Origin of the sequence: Pseudoalteromonas sp. EB27, assembly GCF_001974875.1 — a bacterium.
In the GTDB taxonomy this organism is placed as follows: Bacteria; Pseudomonadota; Gammaproteobacteria; order Enterobacterales; family Alteromonadaceae; genus Pseudoalteromonas.
This window is the reverse complement of record NZ_MTQD01000008.1, coordinates 18,307-33,382: the sequence shown is the minus strand read 5'-3', so window position 1 is coordinate 33,382 and position 15,076 is coordinate 18,307. Positions and strand designations below refer to the sequence as shown.

Sequence of the window (15,076 nt, the reverse complement as noted above, 5' to 3'; positions counted from 1 at the left end):
TTCACCTTATTCAATTATATCGCCGCGTAGTAAATACTTACACACTGCAACTGTACTTATAAAACCAAGCATGGCAATAAGCAGTGCTGCTTCAAAGTAAAGCCCTGTGTCCATACTTATACTGTATAAAATAATCAGTGCAATAACATTTATGTACATTGTATCGAGCGCTAAAACACGGTCAGGCACTGACGGACCAATAATCAATCGCCATAAATTAAGCAATAATGATAAGCCAATCATCGAAAAAACAATGAGTAATACGGTGTCTAACATTGAAATATCTCCTTCAGTGGAGCTTCGTAGCGTTGTTTTATTTGTTTGATAAGTGCTTCTTCATCTTTAAGGTCAAGCACATGTATTAGTAAGTAACGTTGTGTTGGCTCTTCACCTTCAGGTAACGATTCTGCAATTGGATAAACCTCTGCGCTCACTGTACCGGGTGTAAGCGATACACTACTGGCCAATATAGTAATTGGCATATCATGAGTTAAATCAATCGGTACTTTTATAAAGGCCGGGCGTAAGTTTTTAGATGGCCCAAGTATAAGCAAAGCCACCTGTAGATTTGCAACAATAATATCGTAAAGTACTATAAGTAACTGCTTTAATGCTAGTCCAGGCCTTAAAATAAGCGGTTGAGGTTCGCGAAGTGAAAAGCTTAATAGGGGTATAAATATAGCAAAAATAGTCGCTAGTACTAAGTGTCCTACCGACACGCTATTATTTAACAACAACCATACCATAAACAAAAACAGGCTACGAAATGGTGTTGGTAACCAACGAAAACGGGCTTGTAATCTCATCACATGCCTCCTTTAAGTACAGCATTAATACCGCCGCTTATATCATGTAACTGAGTAGCAGCACCTAGCATGTAGTCACTTATTGGCCCGCCAAAAATAACGAGCAATGGCGAACAAGCAAGTAAACCTATAATTACAGTTACCTGCAACGGGTGTGCATTTGCACCATCTGCGTTTTCGCTTTTTTTACTTTTATGCTCCCAAAATAAGGTCGTGCCGGCACGCGAAAGCGCTACTAATAACGCAAAGCTTGTTACTAAATATACAGGCCAAAATAGTAAAGCTTGCTCACTATTTAATGTGGCTTTAAGTATCCAAATTTTACCTACAAAGCCTGATAGTGGCGGCATACCAACTACTGTTAAAGCCGCAACAATAAAGCACACACCTAATAAAAATGGTTGTTTAACGCAGCGACCTGCTACTAGCCTGTCGCCAACTTTACCGCGCTGGATTGAAACTAAATCGGCTAATAAAAATAGTGCGGCACTAATAAGTGTTGAATGAACTAAATAATATAAAAGTGCAGCAGTGGCATTTACATTTTGTAATGCGATTAGCGCAACCAACGTTCCCACAGATACCAATACTAAGTTAGAAGTGAGTTTACGTAAGTCTTGCGCTGCCATAACACCAATAGCACCCACTATAATCGTGGCAATTGCTAAGCCCCAAAGCCAAGGCTGCGCCATATGTTCAAGCGCCCCTGCTTGTTCGCCAAATATCACAGTGTAAACACGAAGCATAGCGTAAACGCCTACTTTGGTCATAATCGCAAATAATGCAGCAACCACAGGTTTAGCGCTTGAATATGTATTTGGAAGCCATAAATGCAGAGGTAATAATGCGCCCTTTAATGCAAATACAATGAGTAGTAATAAACCACCAGCCTTTGCTAGGTATACATCATCGCCCGTAAGCTCGGATACTTTTTGCGCCATATCTGCAATATTAAGCGTACCAAGTACACCGTACAAAATACCCAAACCGATTAAAAACACGCTTGAGCCAACTAAATTCAATATTACATATTGCAGTGCAGCACGAGTGTTTTGTTTATCACCGGCATGCATTAACAATGCATAGGATGCAATCAGTAACACTTCAAAAAATACAAATAGGTTAAATAAATCGCCCGTTAAAAACGCGCCATTTACACCCAATATTAAAAAGTGGACAAGTGGATGATAAAAGCTGCCCTTTTCATCATCGCCAGCACTACCATATAAAATAGCGCCCAAACCTAAAAGTGAAGTTAACGTAACTAATAAGGTAGATAACATATCAGCGACTAAGACTATCCCAAATGGTGCAGACCAATTACCAATAGCGTAAACATTAATACCCGTATTATTAATATGTACCAGTAACAGCACACTAATGGCAAAAGTAGCTATTGCCATTACAATTGAAACTAAGCGGCGAATTTTGACGCTTTTACCACATGGCGGCAGCAATAAAATAACTGCCGTCAGCATAGGTAATAAAATAGGTAGCGAAGCTAAATGTTGGATCATTTTTGCTCCTTATTATCTGCAGAGGCATTAGGCACATAACCATCAACATGGTCACTACCTAAATCGGCGCGCCCACGTATTGCCAAAATAACCACAAATGCGGTCATCGCAAAGCCGATTACAATAGCGGTAAGCACTAAAGCTTGAGGTAGAGGATCTGCATAATCTGATCCTGTGCCAAGCACTACTGCTTTATTAATAGTGAGACGACCTGCTGAAAACAAAAATAAGTTAACAGCGTATGAAATCATAGTAAGCCCAAGTACTACAGGGAATGTACGAGCTCTCAGCAGTAAAAACACACCGCAACTGACCAATACTCCAACGCAAGATGCGTACAATAATTCCATTAAATATTTACCTCTTTTTTCTGGGTATCTGCTGTCATATTACCTAAGCTTGCTAAAATCATTAACGTAGCGCCTACAACTGTTAAGTAAACACCTAGGTCAAATGCAATCGCGCTGGCAAGCTCTGTTTTACCGACAAACGGAATATCAAAGTAGTCAAACCAAGTTGTTAAAAATGGCTTATCAAAGAACCAACTACCCACACCTGTAAACAAAGAAATACCAATGCCTGAAGCTATAATTTTGCGATAATTAACATCAAAACGTTCGTTAATCCATGCCGTACCATGCGCCATGTATTGCAAAATAAACGCGATTGATGTTACTAACCCAGCAATAAAACCACCACCAGGTAAGTTATGCCCACGTAAGAAAATATACGCAGAAACCAATAAGGCAAGCGGCAATAAACTTTGTGAAATACTCGCCAGTAATATTGGGTGACGCTCTTTAGCCCATGGGCGCCCTTCACTGTCACTTGCAGGCATAAATAATGGGATTCGAGAAAGTACTTTAAATATACCTAATGCGGCAATACCTAATACGGTAATTTCGCCAAGCGTATCAAAGCCCCTAAAGTCGACCAAAATAACGTTAACTACGTTAGTACCACCGCCACCAATCTTAGCGTTAGCAATAAAGAAGTCTGAAATTGAATCTAATGGACGTGTAAGTAATGCATAACAAATACTCGCTATAACTACACCTAGCGTAGAGGCTATGCCTAAGTCTCGAAGTACGCGTAACGAACTTGATTCTTTTGGCGTATGCTGCGGTAAAAAAAACAATGCCAGCATAAGTAAGATAATAGTAACAACCTCAACAGTTAGCTGTGTAAGTGCTAAATCAGGTGCAGAAAAACGTGTAAATACAACCGACACCATTAACCCTACAATTGAGAGCATTAACAACGATACCATTCGAGAGCGATGCCAAATAACGGTAGCAAGGGCACCAATAATCAACAAGCCAGCTCCAATTGCATTGTGCACATCAACCGGCGTAAGTGGCATGCTACCGGCAAGCTGTTGCATTTCAAATAATGGCCAACCAGCACACAGTAGTACTACTGCTAACATAATTACAAGATAGCGCTGTAGGGAACCATTTTCTGTACTATTTACCTTTGATTGACACCAAGCAACGATACTTAAAATTACACGTTCAAAGGTTTTTTTAGCGTTGAGAGGTGGTAGTGATGCTTGAAATTGAAATAGATATTTACGATTAATGTAAATAAATAAGCCGCCAGCAATCGCCATTGCACTCATAAGTAGAGGTAAGTTAAACCCATGCCAGATAGCTAATTCATACACTGGCATTTCTTTTCCAAGTACAGCTAAAGATGCCGCAGATAAAATACCGTCAATTGTAAAGTGCGGGAACATGCCCACTAATAAACAAATCACAACGAGTATTTCTATTGGTACACGCATATAACGTGGTGGTTCATGCGGCGTTCGAGGTAAATCAATCGGGTCGCCATTAAAAAATACGTCGTGAATAAAGCGGGCTGAGTACGCTACAGCGAAAGCACCTGCAACAGTTGCCAATACTGGAATTAACCACGACATAGAACCAAGCACTTGTTGATGCAGTGTTTCTGCAAAGAACATTTCTTTCGATAAGAAACCATTAAGTAGCGGAACGCCAGCCATTGCCGCTGCCGCGACCATTGCAAGTGTTGCTGTGTAAGGTAAGTATCGCCACATGCCATTTAATTTACGCATATCACGCGTGCCCGTTTCATGATCAATAATACCAACTGCCATAAATAACGATGCCTTAAAGGTTGCATGATTAATTATATGGAAAATAGCAGCAACGGTCGCAAGCTCAGTATCAAGTCCTAATAGCAGTGTTATTAAACCTAAGTGGCTTATTGTTGAATAGGCTAACAATCCTTTTAAATCGTGTTTGAATAATGCTATGTATGCACCAAACAATAGCGTTGCTAAACCTGTTAACCCTACAAGTAAAAACCAAGTATCCGTGCCAGCTAAAGCAGGATGAAAACGCGCTAACAAAAATATACCGGCTTTTACCATAGTTGCAGAATGTAAATACGCACTTACTGGAGTAGGTGCTGCCATTGCATGAGGAAGCCAAAAATGAAATGGAAATTGTGCCGATTTAGTAAACGCACCTAATAGTACCAATACCAATGCTACTTCGTATAAATCGTGAGATTGAATGATTGCTTTGCTTGCTAAAATAACATCTAGGTCGTAACTACCAACAATGTCTCCTAATAACATTAAGCCAGCAAGTAGTGCTAAGCCACCCGCCCCTGTTACTGCAAGCGCCATGCGTGCGCCCTTACGCGCTTCTGACTTATGCCACCAAAAACTAATTAATAAAAATGAACTTATACTCGTTAATTCCCAAAACAGCCACAATTGGATAACATTATTAGACATAACAATGCCAAGCATTGCGGTCATAAATAGCATTAAGTAACTATATAACTTAGCCATTGAATCGTTAGCACTGAGGTAGTAACGCGTGTAGAGGATAACGAGCAGGCCTATGCCTAAAATCATAAACATAAACAATAAACTAAGACCGTCTAACCGCAGAGATAAGTCGAGTCCTATTGACGGGATCCAAGCTAAAGAATAACGAATTGTTTCGCCCGCTAAAACTGCAGGTGCATGGTATAGAGTAATCCCCAAAGCAGTCAAAGGCGCAAGAGCCGTTAAACTAGTGCTTAAATTACGGGATAACTTACCTGTGCATGCAGAAATAACACTGCCAATTAAGGATAACAAGGGTATCCAGAGCAAAGTCATAATGTAGGGCCTTTTATAATCATAAGTTTATCAGGGCATCTCTTTTTTGATACTAAGTGATGCTTTTACTGCCTGTTTTTAAACGACATTAATGACTATAGTTATACTGAAAAACACTTATTTTGTCTATAAAAAGCGGTTCTATATGGACATTTTTCAAACAATAACTAACAATTTATTAAGCCTAAAAAAACAATTAATTAATAGTGATAATTGTTAGTTTAATATAGTCTTATTTGCAAATGTAAGCGCGCTAGAGTGACGATGAAACTTACCATTGGTCGTATCTAAATGTTTCAACCAAAGTTGCCTATACTGCGCTGAGAGACCTAACTGCTGATATTGCATAATGGACCAATTTTCACTGGGCTTATAAGCAATGCCTCCTTGCTGACAACTCTTTGCCTTATGCCAATCTGTTGGCGGCGGCTCACCATGAGAAATAAATAGGTTAGGCGCAACAAAACCTGTTTTTGCACACAACCATGCTTGCTTAGTTTTAGGCAAAGCGTATTCATCCTCAAAACCGTTAAAATGCATCAGCTCGTGCAAAAATACACTGTATTTTGCTTTTGAGTTTATTAGCATTGTTCCCTTCGTGACATTAGCCGTACCGTCTTTAGGCATCATCACTATAAAATCATAATTGTTAGGAAGCTGGTTATTAAGTTTAGATAATTGCCAGTCACAGTTTGCTATTTTACTAGTGCTACTTTTGCACTCAAGCATACCCGCAACGTAAACTGGTTTTGAAAAGCAAAAAATATTTTCACGGGGCTCTGGCTGTTTATTATAAGTATTAATAAACTCTATAAGTTTATATAAGCCACTACGATGATCGCTCATAGTCAGTACGTTAAACATACATTGCTTATTAGGTTTGCTTATATTTCTTAAAGATGAAAAACCAAGATTGTGGATAAACGCTGTAGATACTTTACTCTGTGGTGTTTTTAACTGAAGTTTTAGATGATTTAGCACATCCCCTGCTGGTAATTTGTTTTTACTAGCGAGTAACTCTAAATCGCTCCAACGTAATTGCTCAAGTAACTTTGTTGCTAATATTTTACGCTCTGGGATTGTTAAGTCATTTATAGCTGAGAGCCAAAATGGTTTTGCAGTATCACTCTGACTGCTTTTAATAAGCTTAAGAGAATACATATATTGCGCTGAAGAAATTTGATTGCGAGCGAGTATAGCTAAAGAGGTCTTTGGTAACTGCTCTAGGTGGTCAGAAAAGTAAGCAGGTGAATTCCAATAACTTTGTAGAACATTGGCTTTTGTATTTAAAACATGCCAAAAGCCAATAGCGCCAAGGTGATTACTCGAGCCTGTAATTAACAAACAACATAGTAACACACCTATTAACTTAAAACGCTTAACTTGCGTCAACACCTTCCATCAACTCAAGTTCTAAACGCGCATACTTGTACTCAATAAACTCGTGTACATTGGTTGCTAGCGCAAGCCTAAAATAGTCTGATGCTAAATACAGCTCACCAGCTGCTTGATGCATTTTGGCTAAGTAAAAATAAGCTTCACATAAACGCTGCGCATATTCTTGCTCGGTTCTAACACCATCACTAATGCCAGATAAAAATGCATACTCAGTCATATCCCCCGTATAAAGAGAAATTAACTGATACGCCCATTGCGATTCATCAAGTGCTGTTGCATTAGTTTTAAGTGATTCAAGCGCTGCTGCTTTATCTTCTTGTGCACTGGCTAAGTAAACCCATAAAACACGGTATGGATCATTTGGAGAGCGGGCTAAAAACTCATCAAAGTCGTTTTTAGCAAGACCTGCTCTATCACCGTAATAAAGGGCTATGCCTCTATTTAAATAAGCATATTCATGCTCTTCATCAAGCTCAAGGGCTGAATCAAAAAACTCATAGGCTTTTTCGTATTGCTGCATAAGCGTATGTTGAATACCTAGAAAGTTATATACTTCAGCTAAATCAGGTTTAAGCTTTACTGCGCGGTTAAAATCAATACGCGAAAGAGTGGTCATACCTAAACTATCAAAAAGTACACCACGGTCATAATAAAGCTTAGCTTGTTGCTCTTCGCTTAAGTCAGCTCTATTCAATAACTCTGAGTAGCGTGCAATGGCAATTTCACTTCTAAAGTCAGAAGCTAAAGGTGCAGTAAATGGCACATTAACAATCGGGGTTGGTTCTGATTCGGTTGTAGTTTGGCAAGCGCTTAAAGACAAAATAGCAAAAGATGCCAAAGCTAAATGTTTGAGTATCATTAAAATCCTTAATACCAAGATATATCGCGATTAATATAAGACAGACCTTGTCCAATAAGGTTTCATTAAAGCATAAAAAAAGGGGCTAAACAGCCCCTTTTTTATCATCTAGCTAATATAACTAGATTAATAAGTTAGCAATTACGCGTCAGTTGGCGCGTCAACAGCTGGTGCTGCAGATTCCATTGCTTCTTTAATACTTAGACGTACACGGCCTTGGCGATCTACTTCTAGTACTTTAACTTTAACTTCTTGACCTTCAGAAAGGTGATCAGCCACGTTGTTAACGCGCTCAGTACTAATTTGAGAAATATGTACTAGACCATCTTTACCTGGAAGAATGTTTACAAATGCACCGAAGTCAACAATACGTACAACTTTACCTTCGTAGATAGTACCTACTTCAAGTTCAGCTGTTAATTGCTCAATACGGCTAATGGCATTAGCTGCACTTTCGCCATCTGTAGCGGCAATTTTGATTGTACCGTCGTCACCGATTTCAATCGTTGTACCAGTTTCTTCAGTAAGTTGACGAATAGTTGCGCCACCTTTACCAATAACTTCAGCGATTTTCTTCTGTGGGATTTTCATCGTGTAGATACGAGGAGCAAACATTGATAGCTCTTCAGAAGGAGCAGAAATCGCTTCGTCCATCACTTCTAGGATGTGTAAACGTGCAGCTTTAGCTTGTTTAAGCGCAATTTGCATGATTTCTTGAGTAATACCTTCAATTTTGATATCCATTTGAAGTGCAGTAATACCCGCAGCAGTACCCGCAACTTTAAAGTCCATGTCACCTAAGTGATCTTCATCACCTAAGATGTCAGAAAGAACAACGAATTTTTCGTCTTCTTTAACTAGACCCATCGCGATACCCGCAACAGATGCTTTAATTGGTACACCGGCATTCATAAGTGCAAGTGAAGTACCACACACAGAAGCCATTGAAGATGAACCGTTTGATTCAGTAATTTCAGATACTACACGGATTGAATATGGGAATTCAGTCAGTGTTGGCATTACAGCAGCAATACCACGCTTAGCAAGGTTACCATGGCCGATTTCACGACGCTTAGGAGAACCAACAAAACCAGTTTCACCTACACAGAATGGAGGGAAGTTATAGTTAAGCATAAAGTGGTTTTTATGAGTACCAGTTAAATCGTCGATTAACTGTGAATCACGTTCTGTACCAAGTGTAGCTGTTACTAACGCTTGAGTTTCGCCACGAGTAAATATAGCAGAACCGTGAGTACGCGGTAATACGCCAGTCATTACATCTAGTGCACGAATCATATCTGGTTCACGACCATCGATACGTTTTTCGCCAGCAGCGATACGGCCACGAACGATTTTCTTCTCAAGTGAACCGAAGATTTTACCAACTTCTTGCTTGTCTAAAGACTCGCCTTCAGCAAGTTCAGCTGTTAATACTGCAACAACTTCGTCCTTCGCTTCGCCAAGTGCTTCTTTACGCGCTACTTTATCAGTGATTAAGTAAGCTGCGCCTACTTTATCAGCAGCAATTGCTGCTACTTTATCTTCTAGTGCAACGTTTTTAGCTGGTGCAGTCCAATCCCAAGTAGGCTTGCCTGCTTGCGCTTTAAATTCTTCGATTGCAGTGATGATCGCTTGAGATTGCTCATGACCATATACAACAGCGCCAAGCATTACGTCTTCTGCAAGTACGTTAGCTTCTGATTCAACCATAAGTACCGCTTTATCAGTACCGGCTACTACTAAATCAAGTTGGCTTTCTTCAAGCTCTTTCAATGTAGGGTTAAGTACGTATTCGCCGTTGATGTAACCAACGCGAGATGCACCAATTGGACCACTGAACGGGATACCTGAGATAGCAAGTGCTGCTGAAGTACCAATCATTGCAACCATATCAGGTTGGATTTCAGGGTTAACAGAAACAACAGTCGCAATAACTTGTACTTCGTTTACAAAACCGCTTGGGAAAAGTGGACGAATTGGACGGTCAATAAGACGTGCAATAAGAGTTTCGCCATCGTTAGGACGACCTTCACGCTTTAAGAAACCACCTGGGATACGACCAGCAGCGTACATACGCTCTTGGTAGTTAACTGTTAGTGGGAAAAAGTCTTGACCAGGTTGTGCTTCACGCTTACCAACAACAGTTACTAAAACTGAAGTGTCGCCAATGCTTGCAAGTACAGCGCCGTCTGCTTGACGAGCGATTGCACCAGTTTCTAGAGTCACTGTATGTTGACCTAGTTTGAATTCTTTAATAATTGCTTGCACTTAAAATATTCCTTAAATGTATTCTAATAAGTTGTCATCAAAGTACCAATTACAGTACATAATTGTATTCAGTTGGAAATCAATTAAGTACTACAATTGGCAATGATGTGAATAAGCGTAGATAAACCTTTTTATCTACGCGCATAGTATATACCAAAGCTACTTCAAAATGCGAGTCTAGGGTGTGTTGATCTTTGCGGATTGAAATTTGTTCAATCTAACGACTAGATTTCAGCTGGGCTTATTTAGCGGTTAAATACAAAAGCTCTCGGTAAGCTATGAAATGGGGGTTTTATATTGCAATTCAATAGGTTTAAGAATTTTCTTAATTTGAAAACACAAATTTCGGGCACAAAAAAAGGAACTAAAAAGCTCCTTTTTCTATAATCTAGTTCTTAGCGACGTAGGCCAAGTTCTTTGATTAACGCAGTATAACTAGTGATGTCTTTACCTTTAAGGTAATCAAGTAGTTTACGGCGAGTGCTTACTTTACGAAGCAGACCACGACGTGAGTGGAAGTCATGCTTGTGATCAGCAAAGTGACCTTGAAGCTTGTTGATATCATAAGTAAGTAATGCTACTTGTACTTCTGATGAACCTGTATCGCCTTCTGCACGTGCAAATTTAGCAATGATATCGATTTTTTCTTGATTGCTTAGTGACATAGTAACTCCAAAAATTAAATTTAAAAGGTGTCTTAGCCGATCACTAATTCAGCCAAAACGATTAAGCGGGCGTATTCTACCAACTGTGGGAATAACTACAAGTTAATTATCCCCATCTACAACTATTAAGCCATTGTTAGGCACATTAGTTGCTTATTCCGGTTTCACGTAATCGTCTTGCTGACTAGCAAGACCACGTTTAACCTTTAAATGACCATTTGAGTTACGCTCACCGGTTCCAATAAACACACCATCAGCAACTACTTTAATAGCACCTTCAGGCAAAGGTTTTGGTAACTCAACTGCTTGTCCGTGGCTAAATACCCAGCCTTCGTCTTTTGAAATTTCAATGACAGGTAAGTCAGTTAAAGCAGTATCAATTGGTAGTAGCAGCGAGTCTAAATAAGTAGAAGGTGCAAGCTCTTCTTCTTTCGCTTTAGCAAGTAATGCTTCAATTTCATCAAGCGAGACCATTTTATCTGCCGGGTACTGACCAACAGCAGTTCTGTGAAGCATTATAACGTGTGCGCCACACCCTAGGTTTTCGCCTAAATCATCAACGATTGTACGAATGTACGTCCCTTTAGATACATGGGCCGTCATCTGTAATACGTTACTTTCTTCATCAAATTCGTCAAACGATAAGCTAAACACGTTTATTTTTCTGCATTTTCGAGGTACTTCAATACCTTCGCGTGCGTACTTATATAACGGTCTACCTTGGTACTTAAGTGCCGAGTACATTGACGGATATTGATCAGACTCACCAACAAAAGCAGCTATTTCTTTTGTTAGCTGTTCACGCGTTACGTTCACATCTTTAGTACTAACAATTTCGCCATCAGAATCTGATGTTGTTGTACGCTCACCCAGTTGTGCACGAACGATATAAGTTTTATCTGTATCAAGTAGAAACTGCGTAAACTTAGTCGCCTCACCAAAGCAGATTGGCAGCATACCTGTAGCAAGTGGATCTAAAGCACCTGTATGCCCTGCTTTTTGCGCAAAATAGACGCTCTTTGCTTGCTGTAATGCTTTATTTGATGAAATGCCTTCAGGTTTGTTTAACAACAAAATACCGTCAACTGCACGGCCTTTACTGCGCTTTGCCATCTGTATCAGTGCCTTCTTCGCTATCTGTATCGTCTACGTGCTCAGTACCTTCTTCGCTATCTGAAATATCAGCAGCATCAACACTTTCTACGTCTTCATCAACATGCTTTGCGTTATCTTCGCGGATAATAGAATCCACTAAGTTAGAAATACGCATACCTTCCATTAATGAGTTATCAACGACAAACTTTAACTCAGGCATTATACGTGCACGAATACGCTTACCAAGTAACGAGCGAATATAGCCCGTTGCTTCATTAAGTACTTTTGCGCTTTGCTTTGCTGCATCTTCATCTTGCGTGTTGAACACCGTGATGAAAATCTTGGCATAAGATAAATCGCGCGATACTTCTACCGCTGACACTGTCACCATACCTAAGCGTGGATCTTTAATTTCGCGTTGTAAAATTACAGCAATCTCTTTTTGGATTTGCTGTGCAACACGATCAGTGCGAGAAAATTCTCTCATTATACTTGTCCTAAAATAATAACTTATTGAAATTAAATAATAAGTTAACTAAATAATGGATATGCAAATGGGGGCTAAGCCCCCATTTAAAATCTTAGCGTAGGGTGTGTAGAACGTTCGGGCGTTAACCTGAGCGTTCAATACTCCCTAGTAACAATTATAGAGTACGTTGTACTTCAACTGTTTCAAATACTTCGATTTGGTCACCAACACGTACGTCATTGTAGTTCTTAACGCCGATACCACATTCCATGCCGTTACGAACATCAGCAACATCGTCTTTAAAGCGACGAAGTGACTCAAGTTCACCTTCATAGATAACAACGTTTTCACGTAATACACGGATTGGAGCGCTACGTTTGATAACACCTTCAGTAACCATACAACCAGCGATTGCGCCAATTTTTGGAGACTTGAATACGTCACGAACTTGAGCAAGACCAATAATTTCTTGCTTAAACTCTGGCGCTAACATACCTGACATTGCTTGTTTAACTTCGTCAATCAAGCTGTAGATTACGCTGTAGTAACGTAGGTCTAAGTTTTCAGTCTCAATAACTTTACGAGCTGAAGCATCAGCACGAACGTTAAAACCAACTACAATTGCGTTAGACGCTGCAGCTAGTGTTGCATCAGTTTCGGTAATACCACCAACACCTGAACCAACGATCTTCACTTTCACTTCATCAGTAGAAAGTTTAGTTAGTGAATCAGAGATTGCTTCGATAGAACCTTGAACGTCAGCTTTAAGTACCACGTTAACTTCAGAAACATCGCCTTCAGTCATGTTAGTAAACATGTTTTCAAGCTTAGCTTTTTGTTGACGTGCTAGTTTAACATCGCGGAACTTACCTTGACGGTATAAAGCAACTTCACGCGCTTTACGCTCATCTTTAACTACAGTCGCTTCGTCGCCTGCAGCTGGAATACCAGAAAGACCTAAAATCTCAACTGGAATAGATGGACCAGCTGACTTAATGTCTTTACCGTTTTCATCGCGCATTGCACGAACACGGCCATACTCAAGACCACATAATACAATGTCACCTTGGTTAAGCGTACCAGATTGAACAAGTACTGATGCTACTGGACCACGGCCTTTATCAAGACGAGATTCAATAACAACACCCGCAGCCATGCCTTCAGTAGGTGCAGAAAGTTCTAAAAGTTCAGATTGGTTCAATACTGCTTCAAGAAGGTCATCAATACCTAAGCCAGTTTTAGCTGAGATATGAACGTACTGCGTATCGCCGCCCCATTCTTCTGGAATAACGTCAAGTACAGCAAGTTCGTTTTTAACGCGATCTGGATCTGCGCCTTCTTTATCCATTTTGTTTACAGCAATGATTAAAGGAACGCCAGCTGCACGTGCGTGCTGTACCGCTTCTTTAGTTTGTGGCATTACACCATCATCTGCTGCAACCACTAGGATTACAATATCTGTCGCTTTAGCACCACGAGCACGCATTGAAGTAAATGCAGCATGTCCTGGTGTGTCTAAAAACGTGATCATGTGACCATTTACGTCTACGTGGTATGCACCAATATGCTGTGTAATACCACCAGCTTCGCCAGAAGCAACTTTCGCAGAACGAATGTAATCAAGAGTCGATGTTTTACCGTGGTCAACGTGACCCATTACAGTTACTACTGGAGCACGCGGCTCTGACTTACCATCTTCATGGCGGTCATTAAGTACTGTTTGCTCTAATTCGTTTTCTTTAACAATGATAACCTTGTGACCCATTTCTTCTGCAACTAGTTGTGCAGCTTCTTGGTCGATCACTTGGTTAATAGTAACCATGTCACCCATTTTCATCATTGTTTTAACAACTTCAGCGCCTTTAACTGCCATGCGTGATGCAAGCTCAGCTACTGTAATTGTTTCGCTAATACGCACTTCATTTTTAACATCAACAGTTGGTTTTTGGAAACCATGTTGTAATGATGCTGGTGCTTTTAACTTAGACTTGTTACGGCCTCTTGACGCTGCAAATTTATCTTTTGCTGGCGCTTTCTTCTTTTTCTTAGCACGGCGAGTACCTTGCTCATCACGAGCATCGGCAACATCTTCTGCTTCACGTGCATAAGTAGAAGTCGTAAGATGGTGATCCGCTGTTTCTTCGCGTTTCTTACGTTCTTCTTCTTCTTTCTTCCAGCGTGCCGAGTTCTCTTCAGCTAGCTTTCTTGCTTCTTCTGCTTGACGTTTCGCTTCTTCTTCAGCTTTCTTCAATGCGGCCTCTTCTGCTTCTTTTTGCAGACGCTCAGCTTCTATGCGATCTTTCTCAGACTTAGCACTTTGCTCTGGGGTCATCTGCTTTTGTTTCGCTTTACGCTCTGCATCAGCTTTGCGTTTAGCTTCTTCTTTGGTTTTACGGTCAGCTTCTTCTTTCGCTTTGCGCTCTGCCTCTTGTTTCGCCTTTAATTCTGCAGCTTCTTGGTCAGCTTTTTGCTGCTGTTCAAGACGCACTTTTTCTTCTGCAGCTAAGCGTGCTTGCTCTTGTTCTTGTTCCATTGCGCTTTTTTTCACGTATGTACGTGTTTTGCGAACTTCAACTTGAACGTCTTTAGCTTTACCCGTAGAACCCGTTACACTTAAAGTGCTTTTGCTCTTACGTTGCAAAGTCATGCGCGCTGGGCCATCTGAACCTGCGCCGCCATGATGCTTGCTTAAATGATCAAGTAACGTTGCTTTTTCAGCTTCTGTTACGTTATCAGTTGCTTGCTTAGTGATACCTGCTTGTGAAAACTGCTGTAGCAATTTATCAACAGTTGTACCTATATCGCCGGCTAGTTTTTCAACATTTACTTCTGCCATAGTGTGTAATACCTCCGTTAA

12 protein-coding genes are annotated in these 15,076 nt (G+C 40.3%); all 12 read right to left on the bottom strand.

Annotation, left to right across the window (positions count from 1 at the left end; translation table 11 throughout):
* Positions 1-6 precede the first annotated feature (6 nt).
* Complete coding sequence (locus BW142_RS10205; protein WP_007378493.1) at positions 7-276, bottom strand: K+/H+ antiporter subunit F; 270 nt, start codon at positions 274-276, stop codon at positions 7-9.
* On the bottom strand, positions 270-806 hold the full coding sequence (locus BW142_RS10200; protein ID WP_024598208.1) for a Na+/H+ antiporter subunit E: 537 nt from the start codon (positions 804-806) through the stop codon (positions 270-272). The genes BW142_RS10205 and BW142_RS10200 overlap by 7 nt, the downstream gene beginning before the upstream one ends.
* Positions 806-2,323, bottom strand: a complete 1,518-nt coding sequence (locus tag BW142_RS10195) for a monovalent cation/H+ antiporter subunit D (protein WP_076924802.1) — start codon at positions 2,321-2,323, stop codon at positions 806-808. The genes BW142_RS10200 and BW142_RS10195 overlap by 1 nt, the downstream gene beginning before the upstream one ends.
* A complete protein-coding gene (locus BW142_RS10190; protein ID WP_076924801.1) occupies positions 2,320-2,673 on the bottom strand; it encodes a Na+/H+ antiporter subunit C in 354 nt (117 codons plus the stop codon). The genes BW142_RS10195 and BW142_RS10190 overlap by 4 nt, the downstream gene beginning before the upstream one ends.
* A complete protein-coding gene (locus tag BW142_RS10185; RefSeq protein ID WP_024598205.1) occupies positions 2,673-5,465 on the bottom strand; it encodes a monovalent cation/H+ antiporter subunit A in 2,793 nt (930 codons plus the stop codon). The genes BW142_RS10190 and BW142_RS10185 overlap by 1 nt, the downstream gene beginning before the upstream one ends.
* A gap of 216 nt (positions 5,466-5,681) precedes the next feature.
* Positions 5,682-6,857, bottom strand: coding sequence for a hypothetical protein (locus BW142_RS10180; protein WP_076924800.1), 1,176 nt, complete (start codon positions 6,855-6,857; stop codon positions 5,682-5,684).
* Positions 6,844-7,722 (bottom strand): lipoprotein NlpI, encoded by an 879-nt coding sequence (nlpI, locus tag BW142_RS10175; protein ID WP_024598203.1) that lies wholly within the window; start codon positions 7,720-7,722, stop codon positions 6,844-6,846. The genes BW142_RS10180 and nlpI overlap by 14 nt, the downstream gene beginning before the upstream one ends.
* A 141-nt stretch (positions 7,723-7,863) precedes the next feature.
* Positions 7,864-9,990 carry a polyribonucleotide nucleotidyltransferase gene (pnp, locus tag BW142_RS10170; RefSeq protein ID WP_076924799.1) on the bottom strand — a complete coding sequence of 709 codons (2,127 nt, stop codon included), beginning with the start codon at positions 9,988-9,990 and terminating at the stop codon, positions 7,864-7,866.
* 395 nt (positions 9,991-10,385) lie between these two features.
* The gene (gene rpsO, locus BW142_RS10165; protein WP_002958490.1) at positions 10,386-10,655 is read right to left on the bottom strand and encodes a 30S ribosomal protein S15; all 270 of its coding nucleotides are present in this window, start codon (positions 10,653-10,655) and stop codon (positions 10,386-10,388) included.
* 153 nt (positions 10,656-10,808) lie between these two features.
* Complete coding sequence (gene truB / locus BW142_RS10160; RefSeq protein ID WP_076924798.1) at positions 10,809-11,768, bottom strand: tRNA pseudouridine(55) synthase TruB; 960 nt, start codon at positions 11,766-11,768, stop codon at positions 10,809-10,811.
* Entirely contained in the window at positions 11,752-12,237 is a 486-nt protein-coding gene (rbfA, locus tag BW142_RS10155) for a 30S ribosome-binding factor RbfA (protein ID WP_024598200.1), read from the bottom strand. The genes truB and rbfA overlap by 17 nt, the downstream gene beginning before the upstream one ends.
* 157 nt (positions 12,238-12,394) lie before the next feature.
* A complete protein-coding gene (gene infB / locus BW142_RS10150) occupies positions 12,395-15,055 on the bottom strand; it encodes a translation initiation factor IF-2 (RefSeq protein WP_076924797.1) in 2,661 nt (886 codons plus the stop codon).
* Positions 15,056-15,076: the final 21 nt, after the last annotated feature.